Raw genomic sequence first — 16,146 nt, forward strand, 5'->3', positions numbered from 1 at the left:
CACCACCCGCTCGGGAGCAGCATCATGAAACAACGAGAGTTCACGAAGTGCCTTCGCTGCGGCAAGGGCGTGATGCACGCCGGCGCAATCACGTTCTTCCGGATCTCGATCGAGCGGCTGGTCGTCGACCTCGGCGCGGTACGCCGCCAGCACGGTCTCGAGCTGCAGATCGGTGCGCTCGCCCAGCACATGGGCCCGGACGAGGACATCGCAAAGCCGCTTCTCCCTGCCGTCGCGGGCCTGGTCTGCGAATCGTGCGCCATGGCCGACGACACGCTTTTCGATCTCTGGTCGAAGGTGACCGAAGCGGCGGAACCGGAGGACGCGGGCTCATGAGCCGCCATCCGATTCCCGACGCCGCCCTCGATGATCGCCTCGGCATCGTCGGCATGACCGGTTCCGGCAAGACCTACGGGGCCGGCACCTGTGTCGAGCGCATCCTGGCGAAGCGTGGCCGGGTGATCATCCCGGATCCGCTCGGCGTCTGGTGGGGCCTGCGCCTGCTGTCGGACGGCCGGACGACCTCGGCCCTGGACGTCGTGGTGTTCGGTGGCCCGCACGCCGACCTGCCCGTCTCGCCGCAGCACGGCGCGCTGATCGGCGAGACGGTCGCCGGTATGCGCGAGAGCGCGATCCTGGACCTGTCGGGATTCGAGACCGCCGCCTCCGAGCGGCGCTTCATGCTCGCCTTCCTGGACGCGCTCTATCGCAAGGCCACGGGCGAGCCCGTGCATCTCGTCTTCGACGAGGCCGACCTGTGGGCGCCGGAGCGCATCCTCGATCGAGAGGGCGACGCGACCAAGCTGCACGGCATGATGCAGACCGTCGTGCGGCGCGGCCGCGTCAAGGGGCTCACGTCCTGGTTGATCTCGCAACGGCCGGCGGCGTTGTCGAAGAGCGTGCTGTCCCAGGTCGACGGGCTGGTGGCGTTCCGCCTCACCGCGAGCCAGGACCGCAAGGCGCTCGGCGCCTGGATCGAGGGTCAGGCCGACAAGGCCGAAGGCGCCGCGATGCTCGGCGGGCTGCCCACCAAGGCGCGCGGGGAGGCGGTCGTCTGGCTGCCGGCCCGCGGCATCCTGGCCGACGTGGCGTTCCCGCCGAAGGCGACCTGGGATTCGTCCCGATCGCCGAAGCGCGGCGAGAAGCGGACCAGCATCGACCTTCCGCCGCTCGATCTCGGCAGCCTGAAGGAGCGGCTCGCCGCTGTCGAGGCGGAGACCAAGGCCAACGACCCGAAGGCGCTGCGCGCCGAGGTCGCCGATCTGAAGCGCCGTCTCGCCTCCAACGAGGCCGCAAAAATTAACATGCCTGATGCGACGGCACTCGCCGAGGCGGAAAGGCGCGGCTATGACGCCGGATACGCGGCGGGGGTAGGAAATGGGCGCGCGCAGGTTCTGGTGCTGCTCGCCCCCTACTCCAAGGGCTTGGTCGAAACGATGGACCGGCTGCGCACTGGCGCCGCCGCACCGCCGATCTCCCCGGTCGAATCTCGCGGCGCGATGCCGGCTGCCCCATGTCGGCCGGCAACGCCCGCGCCGGCTCGCGCCGCCGCACCGCGCACGCCTTCGGTCGCCGCCGCCGGCGCCACCCTGCCCAAGGCGGAGCGGCTCGTCTTAACCGTGCTGGCGCAGTACCCGGACGGTCGCGCCAAGAACCAGATCGCGATTCTCACCGGCTATGCGGTCGACGGTGGCGGTTTCAACAACGCGATCTCCGCGGCCCGCTCCGCCGGTCGGCTCGAGGGATCGGGCGATCGCCTCCGCATCACCGACCGCGGCCTCGCCGACCTCGGTACGTTTGAGCCGCTGCCGACCGGCCGGGCGCTCCTGCAGCACTGGCTCGGCAAGCTCGGCAAGGCGGAGCGCGCCGCCCTGTCGGGGCTCGCCGAGATCCATCCGCGGGCGATGTCGAAGGACGAGCTCGCCGCTCGCGCAGGCTACGAGCCGAGCGGCGGCGGCTTCAACAACGCACTGTCCCGGCTGCGGACCCTCGAGCTGATCGAGGGCCGCGGCGAGCTGCGCGCCTCGGATGCGCTGTTCGGATAAGCAGGAGGACCCCATGCCGCGAGTGTCGATCGTCTCGTCTCCGGAGCACGCCTTCGCGGCAGCCCTCGGCCAGCGCCGGTTTGGCCGTCGGTGTGCACCGCTCCGCCAGGGGTGCAGGCCGCAGCGCCGAAGCCGCAGCCCCGGCCGGCAGAGCCGGCGCTGCGTGAGGGTGACATCCATCTCGGCGACGCCGTGACCGGCGGCGCCGTCGGCGTTGCGGTCGGCAAGCTGATCGAGGGGCGACTGCCGATCCAGGGGGTGTCCGGCGCCGGTGATCGCGCCGGCCGACCTGCGCCGCTTCGTGCTCGACCATCTCGACCGCATCGACCTGCGCAAGGTCGACAAGATCGCCTTCGTCGCCCTGATCGCCGGCGAGGCCGAGCCGGCGGCGACACATGCCGCGGCCCCGTCCGCGCCGCCGGAGAAGCTGGAAGGTGCCATGGTGATGATCACGGTCGACGGTCTCGGCGAGATCCTCGTGCCGGCCCGCGTGCTCGGTCGTGGCGCCGGATCGTGCCGAAATTATTCACGCGGTGAATAGCCCCTGCCCCGCGAACGCAGAACTGCGATGGACGTGACCACCACGATCCCCAGTGCGCCGGTCGCGCCGAGATCGCTGCCAGCCCTCTGTGCGGCCCCGCAACGAGGCATCTCGAACTCGATCAACGTTCCCAATAACGACATGCCCGGCCGACAACGCCAGTCCCATAGCACCGCCCGGCGGCTGAGAAACGAGACGAGTTCGAACGGTAGGATTACGCCGCGAAACCGCTCCGCAGGCCATGGCGTTGGTCAAGGTCCGTCAGACCATTCCTCCCAGACTGCTCTCGCCGCCGACGCGCGGCGGGAGTCTTTTCCAGAGCGGGCTGACCCCGACAGAGGACGGTCGGAAGATGACCATAAACATGGTTCCCATGCAGGCTCTGAAACTGGTTCCCATTAAGAGCCTGCGAACTTGCGCGCTCGCGGGTGGATCCCGGGGGCGCGCTTTTTTGGTGCCGGTCAAGTGAGCTCGGAGCCTGGGTCGCCGTCTGCCGATGGACGCTGTTCTTTATAGAATCTGAGAACGTGCACGCGGCATGCAGAAGAGAGATTAGCAGTCATTCTCTGCTCGTCAATTTCAGACATAAGTATTGAAATCGTCAGCTTACGTTTATCCGCAATTTCTTTTAACGAAATCCAAAACAGATGTTCCAGACTCACTGAGGTCTTCTGTCCAGCTATGATAACGGATCGCTTCTTGACATGCGAACTTGCGAGTTCCTCGCCTCTTGAATTGCTTCCACCCTGATTATCCTTCACGACTCCCTCCGGCGAATCGATCCGAGCAGAATACTATCCTCCCCCGAAGGGACTAGTCGTCCCGGCTTTAAGCAGGCCCCCCGCGCATGGCGCCGGGCAGCCCCCCAATTTTCACAATACTGGCGCTGCGATTACAAACGTTGTGGGACCCTTTTTGAGCAGGCAGATAATTTTCGATTAACCAATGCGGAGTATTCACGGTTAGGCGCTCGACTGTCGACAGTCTGACACATTGAGAGCGCATGCTCCGAGGGGCGCAACCATGAAGCTCTCCAACCTCAGAATCTTTTCCAAGGTCGCCATCTGTATCGGCCTCATGGCCGCCCTGACGCTCGGTGCGCTGGCAATGACCGCGCTCCGAATCTTCGAGGCCGACAGTCACTATACCGATCTCATCGAGAACGACGTCGGCGGTATGAAGATCAGCATCAGGGCGGGCCAGCTGCTCTTCAACGAAGGGCGCCTACAATGGCGTCTGATCGCAGATCCCGTGCCGGCCGACCGACAAGCAGTCATCGATCAGATCGCCGCGAACCGCACCGAATACAAGACCCGCATGAACGAGGCGAAGGCGCAGCTTCCCCGATACGCGGGAACGATCGACGCGCTGCTCGCTGACTACGACGCGACAATCAAGGTATCGCGCCCGATCGAGCAAGCCGTGTTAGCCGGCGATCGGGACCGCGCCATCAGGGAGGCATTCGCGTTGGCATCGAGGAACGACGCCTATCGCAAGCAGCACGCAGCCCTGAATGACGAAATCGAACGTAACCTTCGGACGTCTTCGAAGGCACTCGCGGCTGCCACGGCCTCCACCGTGTGGATGACCTGTGCGTCGGTCGTCGCAGTCCTGGCTGCGCTGGGCGCCCTCGCCTTCTTCATTGTTCAGACAGGGGTCTCGAAGCCGATCACCAGCCTTGCCGACACGATGAAGCGTCTCGCCGAGGGCGAGTTCGGCGCGGTGGTGACAGGCGCCGACCGCAAGGACGAGATCGGTGCTATGGCCCGAAGCGTCGAGGTCTTCAAGACAAACGGGATCGAGGCGAAGCGCGCGCGGGAGCAAAGCACCGCGAACGAGGAGATGGCGGCTCGGAAGCGCCGCGACGAAATGAACGCCTTGGCTGCCGAGTTCGAGCGAGCCGTGGGAGGCATCGTCTCGACCGTCGGGACTTCTGCAACTCGCCTCCAGGCTGCCGCCGGGGAACTGACCGATACGGCCGAAAGCACGCAGCGTCTCTCGGCGAGCGTGGCGACGGCCGCCGGCCAGGCATCATCCAACGTCCAGAGCGTCGCATCGGCGACGAACGAGATGAACTCCTCCGTTCAGGAGATCGGCCGCCATGTGCAGGAGTCGACCCGTATCGCGGCAGATGCCGTGCGGCAGGCCGAGCGGACGGACGAGCGGATCAACGATCTGTCGAAGGCGGCCGCACGCATCGGCGACGTGGTGAAACTGATCACCGCGATCGCCGAGCAGACGAACCTGCTTGCGTTGAATGCGACGATCGAAGCCGCCCGTGCCGGTGAAGCTGGGAAGGGCTTCGCCGTTGTCGCCCAGGAAGTGAAGGCCTTGGCAGCGCAGACGGGCAAAGCGACGGGCGACATTGCGGCGCAAGTCTCGGGCATGCAGGCCGCCACCGAGGAGTCGGTGACTGCCATCAAGGAGATCGGAGGCACGATCTCTCGTATCGCGGAGATCGCCTCATCGATCGCGGCCGGCATCGAGGAGCAGGGTGCAGCGACGGCAGAGATTTCGCGGAGCGTCGAGCAGGCGGCACAGGGCACCGCACAGGTCGCCGCCAACATCGGTGACGTGAGCCGCGGTGCCAACAACACCGGATCGGCCTCTGCCGCGGTCCTTGGAGAGGCTCGTTCGCTTTCTAAGGAAAGCGAACAGCTGCGGGCCGAGGTCGCTAAGTTCCTGGACACGGTGAGGTCCGCCTGATCCTCGCCGGGTAGCAGACGGGGGGCCTTCGGGTCAGGGAAGTAACAGCACCGCCGTCCGAGCAGTGGGCGGCGGTAACGCGCCGCCCCGGGGCTCGCAGCCGCATCGGAACCCCATCAAGGCGTCACGCGGCTCATGCAGCAGGCGATCAGCAGAACGGCCCTGCCGGTGGACATGCGAGAACGTTCTTCCCCCTTCAATCCCTCCATCCGCATTTGCATCTCGTCACCGCACCTCCATCCGCTCGTCCTTCTTCTCGCCGCGGGCGACGATCCGGAGCGCGTCGTCCGGAAGCGGCCGTTGCAACGCGAGGGCCTCGGCCGCCGGCGCCGTCAGCCAAGTCGCGACCTCGTCCTCGCTCCGCAGGATCACTGGCATCGCCTTGGGGTGGATCGGGCCGACGACTCCGTTCGCATCGGTGGTGAGGAAGGCGAACACGTCGCACGTCACCTCGCCCTCGGCTTTCTTCCTGGTGCTGGTCCAGGTCGTCCAGATCCCGGCGAAGGCGGCGAGCGGCCGATCCTCTCCGAGCGCCAACCACACCGGGACCTTCTTGCCCTCTGGGGTCGTCTCGTACTCGGAGAACGACGTGAACGGCACCACGCAGCGGCTGCCCTCGCCGAGCCAGCGGCGCCAGTGCGGCGACTTCACGTTACGGACGTTGGTCACGAGCGGGTCGGTGGTTCGGCCGCTCATGACGAAGGCTGGAGCCGGCATGCCCCAGCGTGCGGTGACCAGCTCACGGCCGTCCGGCCCGGCCCGCACGATCGGCGCGGCGTAATCCGGGAATACGCCCGGCATCGGCGGCAGATTGCCGGCCCTGTCCTGCGCCACCCGGAACAGCTCCCGGATCGCCGCCTGGCCCTTGGTGACGGAATAGAGATTGCACATGGTCCGAGCTTAAGGACGCCATGGGTGTGACTGCAATGTTCTACTGGCGGCCCCCGCCTCCATCTGAAGCCGGTTCCCGTAGCATGGCGGTAAAACCCGCGAGGGTGACGGCATAGAGAAACAGCCAAATGCTCCACGGGTCGTCGGGACGGCTCATCAGATTGAACACTGACAGGCAGATCCGGGCAAAGTCGACCAGCGCCCAGAATGCCATTCCGCGCACCAGCACCCGTGACCAGAGCGGGGCGTCCGCAAGCACCCGGTTGAAGTCGTAGCGGCCGGTGGACGTGCGCGGCCTCGATCTCGCCCAAAGCACCACGAAGGCGACGAACAGCGGGAACAGGGCGAGGCGCACTGCCACCGTTATGGCGCCGATCGCGGTGAGGTCGGTCGCGTTGGTGTCGGCACCCGCGCCCGCCGCGATCAGGCCGGCGAGCGCGGCGAGGCGCAAGCCCTGGAGGACCGAGCCGGCCGCAAGCCCGAGCACCGCCGAGACGAACATCAGATGGAGCGGGCGCTTCATCGCGGTGTTCCCGAATGCGCCGAACGGCCGGCCTAGGTCAGTTGGTCGTCCCAGCGCTGCGGTTCGAAGGCGAGCCAACACCTGCCCGCGCCCAACAAACACGCTCGGCATCGGCGGCAGTTTGCAGTGCGAGCATGGGCGATGCGGAAAAGTGCGCGGATCGCGGACTGCCGCGTCGTGACGCAATCAAGGTTGCACATCGGTCGAGCGTACGGGCCGACGGAGCGATACGGCAAGCCGGGGGCTCACGACCGGTCGTTCGACACCTATGAGTCCGGTGGTTTTCGACACAAATGCAACCAGAGACAGTGTTTCACTCAGAGCTTTCCGGCACCACTTTCGGGTCACACTGCTGGACGGATCGGCGGATTTTAGATTGCGATTACTAGCCGGTTCGAGTCGTGCACACTGACTACGTAATTTTCATTACATCACTGGACATTTCTACTTAAGATAGAAAAATAATCTTCTGTTCGAGTCTTGGGTGTGTCGCGGCGTGGCAAAAATACAGTGATGCGAAACGAGGTCATATGGTGCCACCCGATGGAATTACACACGGGGGAAAAGACAATGACCATGTCTCGAACGATCCAGGTGGCACTGCTCAGCTCAGCGATCGGTCTGGGTACGATCGGCATCGCAACAGCCGCCGACATGGCGCTCAAGGCGCCGCCGCCGCCGGTGGTGGTCGCTCCGACCTGGACGGGCTTCTATCTCGGCATCAGCGGTGGCGCCGGCTGGGGTACGCAGGAGCAGAACTGGGACATCAGCGGCACCATCGCCGCTCTCGCGGGCGGCGGGCTGGGCGGCATTCCGCCTCTGAACACCCAGAGTTCGCACGGCATCAACGGCCAGTTCGTCGGCGGCCAGGTCGGCTACAACTACCAGATGGGCTGGGTGGTGGTCGGTCTGCAGGCCGACGCCTACTGGGCCGACATCTCGGGCAGCAGCAACTGCTTCGCGCTCGGCGTGATCAACTGCAACTCGAAGACCGAGGCGTTCGGCACCGTCACGGGCCGGCTCGGTGGCACCGTCGATCGCGCCCTCCTCTACGTCAAGGGCGGCCTCGCCTGGGAGAAGGCCAAGTCGGACATCAACGTGCTCGGCCTCGGCGGCCTCGGCCTCGGTGGCGCAGCGATCTCGTTGTCCAGCAGCGAGGACAGCACCCGGACCGGCTGGACCTGGGGCGCCGGCGCCGAATACATGTTTACGCCGAACTGGACGGGCTTCGTCGAGTACGACTTCCTCGACTTCGGCACCCGCTCCGCGGCCTACGCGTTCACGGCCGCGATCCCTGGCGGCCCGACCCTGGCCATTCCGCTCCCGACCGATCTGAAGGAGCAGTTCCACATCGTGAAGGCCGGCGTGAACTACAAGTTCTGACGGACACAACCTCCCCGAAAGTTGGAGCCCGGGCCACGCGCCCGGGCTTCGTCGTTTCGGATCCTGTCTTTGGTACCCGGTCGATTATGTCGGGCCACGGGGTCCCGGCTGCTTGCACGGCGTGCAGCGCGAGCAGCCGCGGCATCGGCGGGTCATCCTCCCCGAGCCTCCCCCGCAGGGGGAGGGTGAGCGGCGGACATCCGGTCCGTCATGCCAGCCGCACCGTGACGGAAGGTTTGGCCCCCTTGGTGAAGATCTTCTTGTCCTCCACGAGGCCGTCGTCGTGGAGCTTCTTCCTGGCCGCGTCCTTCAGCGCCAGGTAGACCTCTGCGACGAGCATCGGCATCAGGCCCTTGAATTGGGCCTTTCGCTCGGCCGACACTTCTACTGTGCCCTTCCCGGCCACCTCGTCGGTGAAGCCGGCTTTGCCCTCGATCGCCGCGGCGCGGAGCTGATCCTTCAGCTCGTCCATCTTGGCGAGCTGCGGCGCGATCTCGATCTGCAGGTCGACGAGCTTCTCGGCGAGCTTCTTGCGCGCCGCTTCGGTCATGGCCATGGCGAGGTCCTTTCGTGCGAACAGGAGCGGCCGGCCGGGAGGCCCGGCCGGTCGTGATGGCGGTCGGATGGAGACGGATGCGGGCGAGGTCAGCCGTCGGTGCGGCGGGCGCGGCGGCGGCGCGGCGCGGGGGACGGCGCGACCTGGTGCTGCAGGAACAGATCGAGGCGCTGCTTCACCTCGGCAAGGCCGTCCCGCACGTCGTCCTTCAGCTCGGCGAAGCCGTCGCGGACATCGTCCTTGAGGGCTCCAACGGCGCGGGCCGTCTCCTCGGTCCGCAGCCGGACGCGATCGAGTTCCAAGCGCGTCTCCTCTCGAAACCGCCCGTGCTCGGTGACGATCTCGTCGCAGCGCCGCGCGGTCTTGTCGGCGAGCGACGATGTCGCCGCGAGGTCACCGGCCGCCTTGAAGCGGGCGGCGAGGCGCGGCGCGAAATACGAGGCGATGCCGATCAGGGCGGTGTTGATCGTCGTCACCGCGGCGAGGAGCCGGAAGGTCCAGTCCCAGTCCATGTCGTCCCCCCTGCCCGCCCGGAGGCAGGCTCCACGGCCCGGCGGGCCGCGGCACGTCAGCGGCCGAGCCGCGTGGCCAACATGCGGGAGACCGACAGCACGGTGCCGCTGCCGAACAGCCACTGCACGATGGTGCCGAAGGTCTCGCTGGTGATGCCCTTGATGGCCGGCGTGGTGCCCCAGCCGAGCATCGTGTCCCACACGACGCACTTGCCGAAGTACGAGAGGGCGAACAGGCCGAACCCGAACATGATCAGCCCGATCGGTCCCCACGCCCCTTCGGCGCGGCGGATCTCGGCGACCTGCTTTCGTGTCTCGATCTCGGCCTGGATCTCGGCCTTGGCGAGGTCGACCGCATGTCCGTCGCGGCTGCCGGCGGCATCGAGCTTCTTCTGGTAGGCGCCGAGCAGGCCGTTGATCAGCGGCCCGCCCAGAAAGGACAGGATGGTCGACCAGATCACGGCACACCTCCGGCGGCCCGTGCCCGGCGCTGCGCGACCAGCGCGGAGACCTTGACGACCGCGACGGCCGAGACCTTCACGACCGCCACGGTCGCGACGATCCTGGCGGCCTGCTCGGGCGGCAGCACGGCCGCCAGGTCGATGCCGGACAACTGGTCGAGCTCGGCCAGCAGCGGCGGAATGCCGGCGACGGCGAGCGCCGCCAGGAAGCCGCGATGGATGCCGTCGTCGTTCACGAAGAACAGGAAGTCGGTGAGCCAGTTCGCCAGCACCAGCGGGTCCGTGCCGGCGAAGGCGAGGAGGGCGGTGCCGTCGCGGCGCAACACGATGCCGCGGGTCTGCGGCATCGGCAGCGCCGTGGCGGTCGTGGGACTGAAGGCGACCAGGCTCGCCCCCCACGCGCGTGCGATCGCCGCGAGCTTGTCGGGCTCGTCCTCGTAGGCGAGCTGCGCCGCCCAGGCGGCGGCCCGCGCCGTGCCGAGATGAAAGCCGGGACCGGGCGCGAGGCCGTCGAGCGCATCGGCCGGATAATGATCGGCGGGAAGGCGGACCAGGAACGTCATGTCGTCAGCAACGGGATGTCAGCAACGGGACGTCAGCAACGTGATGGCAATGGCATCGCAGTGAAACGAGCGACGAAATGCTGCGCAGCCCCGCCGTCCTGATCCGGAAGACGTCACTCCAAGCCGCTGATCGGCAACGGGATCACGAGCCGGCGGAGACACGCCGATACTGTGGCCCAGTCCGGCGGGCCGTGCAAGCGGCCCGCCGCCGCGTCGTCACCCGTGGGCGGCCGTCTTGCGGGTGGCGGCGCGGGCGACCGTGTCGAGCATCTCGATCAGGCTGTCGGCGTCACGCGGGCCGTCGTAGCGGACGCCGTCGACGAACAGCGTCGGCGTGCCGTTGACGTCGCTGCGCACGCCGCCGCTGAAGTCAGCCTCGATCTTCTCGTCCCAGCGGCCCCGGAAAGCCTCCGACATCACCGTGGCGTCCAGGCCGATCGTCGCCGCGTGTAGCTCCAACGGATGACGCCCTCGGCATCGATGACGAACAGCGCGCGCTCGCCGACGCCGTCCTGTTCGCGATAGACGCCGTAGCGGCGCGCCACCTCGCCTTTCGGCTCGAAGTCGGCGAGCAGCGGAAAGTGGAGCTTGCGCCGCTCGGCGAAGGCGGTGTGGCACCACACGCCGTCCACCGAGATGCCGAGGAGCTGCGCCCGGGCCCGGTGGAACTCGGGCGGCACCTCGTTGTAGAGCGCCATCTGGTCGCCGCAGACCGGGCTCCAGTCGGCCGGATAGAACGCCAGGATCACGGGGTCGCCGCGCAGATCGTCGAGCGAGACGACCTGATCCGGCGTCGCCGCTAGCTTGAACGGGGGAGCGGCCGTGCCGGGCGGCAGGAGCTTGGTGGACTGGGATTGCGGCACGGGACTCTCCCTGGCGACGGGGCTGATCGGGGGTCGGCTTTGCGGCGGCGCCGCGGTCAGCGGTTGCGCGTCGCCTCGTAGAGGAACCAGCTGCGGCGCTCGGCCTCGTCGATCCACACCTCGATCAGGCTGGTGGAGGCGACGTCGTTGTGGGTTTCGCAGACCGTGTGGGTGGCCCGCAGGAAGCCGGTGAGCCGACGGTTGTCGTCGGCCAGCTCGGCCAGCATGTCGGGCGCCGTCACGTAGTCGGCGTCGTTGTCGAGCAGGCGCTGGATGCGGTGGATGTGGCCGATCGAGCGCAGCGTCGTGCCGCCGACCTTGCGGACCCGCTCGGCGATGGCGTCGGTCGTCGCGAAGATCTGGTCGCCCTGCTCGTCGAGCATCAGGTGGTAGTCGCGGAAATGCGGCCCCGAGAGATGCCAGTGGAAGTTCTTGGTCTTCAGATAGAGCGCGAACATGTCGGCCAGCAGGCCGGTGAGTGCGGCGGCGATGTCGGTCGTCGCCTGCTCTCCGAGATCGCTCGGCGTGCGGAGCGAGGCGCCCATGCGGGGCTGACGCGAGAGATCGTTCATCGGTGGTCTCCTTGTGATGGGCCGCGCCGCTTTGCGATTTCGGGGGGCACGGCCCGGCATTCCTTCAACGGCGCGTCGAGGACGAGGTCCCGTCCCGATGGCGGAGACCGTAGTCGTCCGATCGCGACACCGATATCGGCCGCGAGTCTGACGGCGTCATACCTGGGTCTTACTCGGCTGCGCCCGGCCACGGCCGGACGGCGGTACTCAGCGCCGCAGCAGGTTGGTCTGGGCGAGGTCGAGCACCTCGTCGCCGCGGCCGCTCATCACGGCGCGCAGGAGCCACAGGCTGAATCCCTTCGCCTGCGCGATGTCGATGGTGGGCGGGATCGACAGTTCCTGGCGGGCCGTCACCACGTCGAGCACGGCCGGCCCGTCGTGGGCCAGCACGTCGGCGATCGCCTTCGACAAGTCGCCCGGATCCTCCACCCGCACGCCATGGATGCCCATGGCCCGCGCCATGGCGGCGAAGTCCGGGTTCTCCAGATCGGTGCCGAGCTCCACCAGGCCGGCCGCCTTCATCTCCAGCGCGACGAAGCCGAGCACGCCGTTGTTGAAGATCACGACCTTCACGGGCAGCTTCATCTGGGTCAGCGTGATCAGGTCGCCCATCAGCATGGTGAAGCCGCCGTCGCCCGACAGCGAGATCACCTGCCGGCCGGGTTGCGCCGCCTGGATGCCGATCGCCTGCGGCAGGGCGTTGGCCATCGAGCCGTGCACCAGCGAGCCGACCATCCGGCGCTTGCCGTTCATCGCCAGGTAGCGGGCGGCCCAGATGGTCGGCGTGCCGACGTCGAACGTGAAGGCGGCGTCGTCGGTGGCGAGGTCGCTCACCAGCTTCGCCAGATACTGCGGATGGATCGGCGGGCGGCCCGGCGTGCCGCGGGCGAGGTGGTCGAGACCGCGGCGGGACTCGACGTAGCGGTCGAGGCTCTTGTCGAGATGGGCGCGATCCTGCTTCGGCGCGAGGCGGGGCAGGAGGCCGGCGATCGTCGCCCCGACGTCGCCGACGATGCCGAGATCGAGCTTGCAGCGGCGGCCGAGATTGGCGGCGCGGATGTCGACCTGCGCGATGGCGACGCCGCTCGGCAGGAACTGCTTGTAGGGAAAGTCGGTGCCGAGCATCAGCAGCATGTCGCAGGAGTGCATGGCCTCGTAGCCGGACGAGAAGCCGATGAAGCCCGTCATGCCGACGTCGTAGGGATTGTCGTACTCGACATGCTCCTTGCCGCCGAGCGCATGCACGATCGGGCTCTTCAGCGTCTCCGCGAGCGACATCAGCAGGTCGTGGGCGCCGGCGCAGCCGCGTCCGCAGAACAGCGTGACGCGCTCGGCGCCGTTCAACATCGCCGCGAGCGCGTCGAGCCGATCGTCGCTCGGGGTGACGATCGGGGTGGGCGGCAGCAGCCCGGCGACGGGTGCGATACCGCGCTCCGGCGACGGGCGCTGCGCCACGTCGCCCGGAATCACGATCACGGCGACGCCGCGCTCGCCGGTCGCCGCCCGGATCGCGTTCTCCAGCACATAGGGCATCTGGGCCGGATCGGAGACGAGCTCGCAGTACACGCTGCATTCGCGGAACAGGTTCTGCGGATGCGTCTCCTGGAAATAGCCGCCGCCGATCTCGGCCGACGGAATCTGCGCCGCGATCGCCAGCACCGGCGTGCGGCTGCGCTGCGCGTCGAACAGACCGTTGATCAGATGCAGGTTGCCGGGGCCGCACGACCCCGCGCACACCGCGAGCCGTCCGGTGATCTGCGACTCGCCCGACGCCGCGAAGGCCGCGGCCTCCTCGTGCCGCACGTGGATCCAGTCGATCGAGCCGTGCTGCCGCAACGATTCGGTGAGCGCGTTGAGGCTGTCGCCGACGACGCCGTAGATGCGGCCGACGCCGATCTGGTGGAGCGTTTCGACGATCAGATCGGCGACGTTTCGTTTCGACATGGATCCTCGCTACGGGGGTTGGCGGCAACGGTGGAGCTTACGACCAGACGTGAGGTGGGCGGCCGGTCCTGTCGGTCCGCGTCCGAGCCCAGAGCACGTCGAAGACGCGGTGTCCGCGGGCGCGGCACGATTCGCGCATTCGTTCCAGTCTCGCGATCATACGTAAGTTTGGCGATCGTCATCCGCAGATGCTACAGAACGGGCGGCCCCCGAGGCCTATCTCCTTCGAACGTGATCGTCGCACCGGATCGTCGGGCAGACGTCGGTACGGCCCGACCCGGACGTCGCGGCACTTCGAGGAGATCGAGATGGAACAGACGCCGTCGAACGAGCGGTCCACCACCGCGGTGCGTGGCGCCACGATCTATGCGATGGCCGGCGCGGCGGGCATCGCGGTCGCCAACATCTACTACAACCAACCGATGCTCGGCCTGATCGAGGACGATCTTCCCGGTCGTATCGCCGGCCTGGTCCCGACCGCCACCCAGCTCGGCTATGCGATCGGCCTCTTCCTTCTGGTGCCGCTCGGCGACATCCACGAGCGTCGGCGGCTGATCGTGTTCCAGTTCGGTGTTCTCGCGGTGGCGCTGATGCTGGCGGCGCTGGCGCCGACCGCCGTGCTGCTCGTGCTGGCCTCGCTGGTGCTCGGCCTCGCCTCGACGGTCGCCCAGCAGATCGTTCCGCTCGCCGCCCATTTCTCGGCGCCGGAGCGGCGCGGCACCACGGTCGGCATCGCGCTCGCCGGCATTCTCACCGGCATCCTGCTGAGCCGCACGCTCGCCGGCTTCGTCGCCACCCATGGCGGCTGGCGCGAGATGTTCTGGCTCGGAGCCGCGATGGCGCTGGGAGCCGGCGGCCTGATGATGCTGGTGCTGCCGCACAGCCGGCCGGATCAGCAGCTCGGCTACGGCCGGCTGTTGCGCTCGCTCGTCCATCTGTGGCGCGAGTTTCCGGCGCTGCGGCTGGCGGCCGCGACCCAGGCCCTGATCTTCGCCGCCTTCACGGCGTTCTGGACCGTGCTGGCGTTCCGCCTGCAGGGGCCGCCGTTCGGGCTCGGAGCGGACGTGGCCGGGCTGTTCGGTGTCGTCGGCGCGGTCGGCATCCTGGCCGCGCCGCTCGCCGGACGCGTCGGGGACGGCTACGGGGCGACTCGCGTGGCCGCCATGGGAGCCGCCGTGACGCTGCTCTCCTGGCTCGTGTTCGGCGCCTGGACGTCGCTCGCCGGGCTGATCGTGGGCGTGGTGCTGCTCGACTTCGGCATGCAGTCGGCGCTGGTCTCCAACCAGCACATCGTCTTCGCGCTGCGGCCGGAGGCCCGGGCCCGCCTGAACACGGTGCTGATGGGTGCGATGTTTCTGGGCGGGGCGTTCGGCTCGGCGGCCGGTACTGCGGCCTGGCAGGCGGGCGGCTGGGCCGGCGTCTCGACGCTCGGCATCGGCTTCGGCGTGGTGGCGACGGCCCTCCAGGCCATCAACATCGCCCGCCCGTCGCGCCGCGCCCGGGAGGTCGCCTGCAGCGAGTAGTCTACGGCGGTTCGGTTCTTCGTCATGGAAAAGCCCCGGGCGAAGGCCCGGGGCTTTTCGGCTCGCGCTTCAGCAGAGATCAGTAGCGGGCGACGACGGGCGCGTCCCAGCCGAACTTGTAGTTCACGCCGAGCTTGACGACGTGCATGTCGGCACTCGCCGAGGTGCGATAGCCCCCGAAGCAGACGCCCGGGCTGCAGATCGTGAGATCGACCGTGCCGGTGCCGTAGTTCAGGTAGTTGTACTCGCCCTTGAACGTCCAGTTGTTGGTGAGCGCGTATTCGAGGCCGACACCGAGGAGAAGGCCGTCGAGCGTCGCGTCGCCCGAGACCGTGTAGGGTGTCGAAAGGGTGTTGCCGGAGCTCACGTCGAAGCGGCCCCAGGTCCAGCCGGCCTTGCCGTAAACGAGCGCGCGATCGAACGCGATGCCGAACCGGGCCGCGACGTCGAAGCCGTACTTGTTCTTGATCTCGGTCGAGTAGCTGTCGAAGCCGTACGAGATCTCGTGGGTCTGCTTGACCCCCGACCAGTAACCCTCGCCCTCGACGCCGAGGACCAGCATGCCGACCTGGTAGTTGCAGCCGAGCTGGCCTCCCGCGATGGCACCGACCCCCCGGTTGTCGGAGCCCCCGTATCCATAATAATAGTAGTAGGACGTCGGATCCGTGTAGGACCCGCTCATCGAGGCGGCGCCAGCGTGCGCGCCGATGTAGCAGCCCGTCCAGCTGAACGCGGGCACCGGAGCCGGCATGGGGGGCGCCTTCAAGGCCATGTCGGCTGCGGATGCCGAACCCGCCAACGCGACGAATGCAACGGATGCGAGAAGAACTGCCTTCATGGAACCCCCCTGGGACTGCAACGGTGGTGCAATAATGGGGAGGACGGGGAGAAATTGGTTGTAAATCGGCAACAGCGAACGCAATTGCCGGAAGCGGCCACCGGTCGGCGCCACCGTCGGTTGGAATCTGTGTGGAATCACAGATATATAGGCTGATGGCTCTAATCGCTGATAAAATTGTATTATCTCGGCGGGTTGCAGAAAGGGCACAGTCGGAGACGGGCT

Annotated in this window: 18 protein-coding genes; 6 read left to right on the plus strand and 12 right to left on the minus strand. The window is 67.5% G+C overall.

What is annotated here, in order from left to right; genetic code table 11:
- The 3 genes from CH341_RS34160 to CH341_RS11605 form a co-directional block, all read left to right on the plus strand.
- Nucleotides 1–336: hypothetical protein (locus CH341_RS34160; protein WP_170149580.1), on the plus strand; the 336-nt coding region annotated here is incomplete at its 5' end.
- Complete coding sequence (locus CH341_RS11600; protein ID WP_111419191.1) at nt 333–2,045, plus strand: ATP-binding protein; 1,713 nt, start codon at nt 333–335, stop codon at nt 2,043–2,045. The genes CH341_RS34160 and CH341_RS11600, both read left to right, overlap by 4 nt.
- Nucleotides 2,046–2,316: 271 nt before the next feature.
- Complete coding sequence (locus CH341_RS11605) at nt 2,317–2,586, plus strand: hypothetical protein (protein ID WP_111419192.1); 270 nt, start codon at nt 2,317–2,319, stop codon at nt 2,584–2,586.
- Nucleotides 2,587–3,047: 461 nt separating this feature from the next.
- Here CH341_RS11605 and CH341_RS11610 read toward each other — a convergent pair whose 3' ends face one another.
- Nucleotides 3,048–3,347: a ribbon-helix-helix domain-containing protein gene (locus tag CH341_RS11610; RefSeq protein ID WP_111419193.1), complete on the minus strand. Its 300-nt coding sequence runs from the start codon at nt 3,345–3,347 to the stop codon at nt 3,048–3,050.
- A gap of 262 nt (nt 3,348–3,609) precedes the next feature.
- On the opposite strand from CH341_RS11610, the gene CH341_RS11615 reads away from it, so the two are divergent.
- Nucleotides 3,610–5,292 carry a methyl-accepting chemotaxis protein gene (locus CH341_RS11615; protein ID WP_111419194.1) on the plus strand — a complete coding sequence of 561 codons (1,683 nt, stop codon included), beginning with the start codon at nt 3,610–3,612 and terminating at the stop codon, nt 5,290–5,292.
- A 225-nt stretch (nt 5,293–5,517) separates the two neighbouring features.
- Here CH341_RS11615 and CH341_RS11620 read toward each other — a convergent pair whose 3' ends face one another.
- Both CH341_RS11620 and CH341_RS11625 read right to left on the minus strand, forming a co-directional pair.
- Nucleotides 5,518–6,183: an SOS response-associated peptidase gene (locus CH341_RS11620; RefSeq protein WP_111419195.1), complete on the minus strand. Its 666-nt coding sequence runs from the start codon at nt 6,181–6,183 to the stop codon at nt 5,518–5,520.
- A 40-nt stretch (nt 6,184–6,223) separates the two neighbouring features.
- Nucleotides 6,224–6,706: a hypothetical protein gene (locus CH341_RS11625; RefSeq protein ID WP_111419196.1), complete on the minus strand. Its 483-nt coding sequence runs from the start codon at nt 6,704–6,706 to the stop codon at nt 6,224–6,226.
- Between the two features lie 570 nt (nt 6,707–7,276).
- Between CH341_RS11625 and CH341_RS11630 the strand changes: the two genes are divergently transcribed.
- A complete protein-coding gene (locus CH341_RS11630) occupies nt 7,277–8,089 on the plus strand; it encodes an outer membrane protein (protein ID WP_170149581.1) in 813 nt (270 codons plus the stop codon).
- A gap of 208 nt (nt 8,090–8,297) precedes the next feature.
- Here CH341_RS11630 and CH341_RS11635 read toward each other — a convergent pair whose 3' ends face one another.
- From CH341_RS11635 to poxB, 8 genes are all read right to left on the minus strand, one after another.
- Nucleotides 8,298–8,645, minus strand: coding sequence for a hypothetical protein (locus tag CH341_RS11635; protein ID WP_111419198.1), 348 nt, complete (start codon nt 8,643–8,645; stop codon nt 8,298–8,300).
- Between the two features lie 89 nt (nt 8,646–8,734).
- Nucleotides 8,735–9,157 carry a hypothetical protein gene (locus tag CH341_RS11640; protein WP_111419199.1) on the minus strand — a complete coding sequence of 141 codons (423 nt, stop codon included), beginning with the start codon at nt 9,155–9,157 and terminating at the stop codon, nt 8,735–8,737.
- Nucleotides 9,158–9,213: 56 nt separating this feature from the next.
- Entirely contained in the window at nt 9,214–9,618 is a 405-nt protein-coding gene (locus CH341_RS11645; RefSeq protein WP_111419200.1) for a hypothetical protein, read from the minus strand.
- Nucleotides 9,615–10,181, minus strand: a complete 567-nt coding sequence (locus tag CH341_RS11650; protein ID WP_111419201.1) for a hypothetical protein — start codon at nt 10,179–10,181, stop codon at nt 9,615–9,617. Before CH341_RS11650 ends, CH341_RS11645 begins: the two co-directional genes overlap by 4 nt.
- A 216-nt stretch (nt 10,182–10,397) precedes the next feature.
- Nucleotides 10,398–10,598: a DsbA family protein gene (locus CH341_RS11655; RefSeq protein ID WP_111419202.1), complete on the minus strand. Its 201-nt coding sequence runs from the start codon at nt 10,596–10,598 to the stop codon at nt 10,398–10,400.
- Nucleotides 10,598–11,044: a redoxin domain-containing protein gene (locus CH341_RS11660; RefSeq protein ID WP_111419203.1), complete on the minus strand. Its 447-nt coding sequence runs from the start codon at nt 11,042–11,044 to the stop codon at nt 10,598–10,600. Before CH341_RS11660 ends, CH341_RS11655 begins: the two co-directional genes overlap by 1 nt.
- Nucleotides 11,045–11,100: 56 nt before the next feature.
- On the minus strand, nt 11,101–11,616 hold the full coding sequence (locus CH341_RS11665; protein WP_111419204.1) for a Dps family protein: 516 nt from the start codon (nt 11,614–11,616) through the stop codon (nt 11,101–11,103).
- A 207-nt stretch (nt 11,617–11,823) separates the two neighbouring features.
- Nucleotides 11,824–13,560, minus strand: a complete 1,737-nt coding sequence (gene poxB, locus CH341_RS11670; RefSeq protein WP_111419205.1) for a ubiquinone-dependent pyruvate dehydrogenase — start codon at nt 13,558–13,560, stop codon at nt 11,824–11,826.
- 308 nt (nt 13,561–13,868) lie between these two features.
- Between poxB and CH341_RS11675 the strand changes: the two genes are divergently transcribed.
- Entirely contained in the window at nt 13,869–15,083 is a 1,215-nt protein-coding gene (locus CH341_RS11675; RefSeq protein WP_210208261.1) for an MFS transporter, read from the plus strand.
- A gap of 79 nt (nt 15,084–15,162) precedes the next feature.
- Here CH341_RS11675 and CH341_RS11680 read toward each other — a convergent pair whose 3' ends face one another.
- The gene (locus tag CH341_RS11680; RefSeq protein ID WP_111419206.1) at nt 15,163–15,921 is read right to left on the minus strand and encodes an outer membrane protein; all 759 of its coding nucleotides are present in this window, start codon (nt 15,919–15,921) and stop codon (nt 15,163–15,165) included.
- Nucleotides 15,922–16,146 lie beyond the last annotated feature (225 nt).

Source organism: Rhodoplanes roseus, assembly GCF_003258865.1.
Lineage (GTDB): Bacteria > Pseudomonadota > Alphaproteobacteria > Rhizobiales > Xanthobacteraceae > Rhodoplanes > Rhodoplanes roseus.

Excerpts from the sequence above, each read along its gene's own strand:
- CH341_RS11600 (WP_111419191.1), top strand. The coding sequence starts at position 333 with ATGAGCCGCCATCCGATTCCCGACGCCGCCCTCGATGATCGCCTCGGC.
- CH341_RS11615 (WP_111419194.1), top strand. The coding sequence starts at position 3,610 with ATGAAGCTCTCCAACCTCAGAATCTTTTCCAAGGTCGCCATCTGTATC.
- CH341_RS11620 (WP_111419195.1), bottom strand. The coding sequence starts at position 6,183 with ATGTGCAATCTCTATTCCGTCACCAAGGGCCAGGCGGCGATCCGGGAG.
- CH341_RS11625 (WP_111419196.1), bottom strand. The coding sequence starts at position 6,706 with ATGAAGCGCCCGCTCCATCTGATGTTCGTCTCGGCGGTGCTCGGGCTT.
- CH341_RS11630 (WP_170149581.1), top strand. The coding sequence starts at position 7,277 with ATGACCATGTCTCGAACGATCCAGGTGGCACTGCTCAGCTCAGCGATC.
- CH341_RS11635 (WP_111419198.1), bottom strand. The coding sequence starts at position 8,645 with ATGGCCATGACCGAAGCGGCGCGCAAGAAGCTCGCCGAGAAGCTCGTC.
- CH341_RS11640 (WP_111419199.1), bottom strand. The coding sequence starts at position 9,157 with ATGGACTGGGACTGGACCTTCCGGCTCCTCGCCGCGGTGACGACGATC.
- CH341_RS11650 (WP_111419201.1), bottom strand. The coding sequence starts at position 10,181 with ATGACGTTCCTGGTCCGCCTTCCCGCCGATCATTATCCGGCCGATGCG.
- CH341_RS11655 (WP_111419202.1), bottom strand. The coding sequence starts at position 10,598 with ATGTCGGAGGCTTTCCGGGGCCGCTGGGACGAGAAGATCGAGGCTGAC.
- CH341_RS11665 (WP_111419204.1), bottom strand. The coding sequence starts at position 11,616 with ATGAACGATCTCTCGCGTCAGCCCCGCATGGGCGCCTCGCTCCGCACG.
- poxB (WP_111419205.1), bottom strand. The coding sequence starts at position 13,560 with ATGTCGAAACGAAACGTCGCCGATCTGATCGTCGAAACGCTCCACCAG.
- CH341_RS11675 (WP_210208261.1), top strand. The coding sequence starts at position 13,869 with ATGGAACAGACGCCGTCGAACGAGCGGTCCACCACCGCGGTGCGTGGC.
- CH341_RS11680 (WP_111419206.1), bottom strand. The coding sequence starts at position 15,921 with ATGAAGGCAGTTCTTCTCGCATCCGTTGCATTCGTCGCGTTGGCGGGT.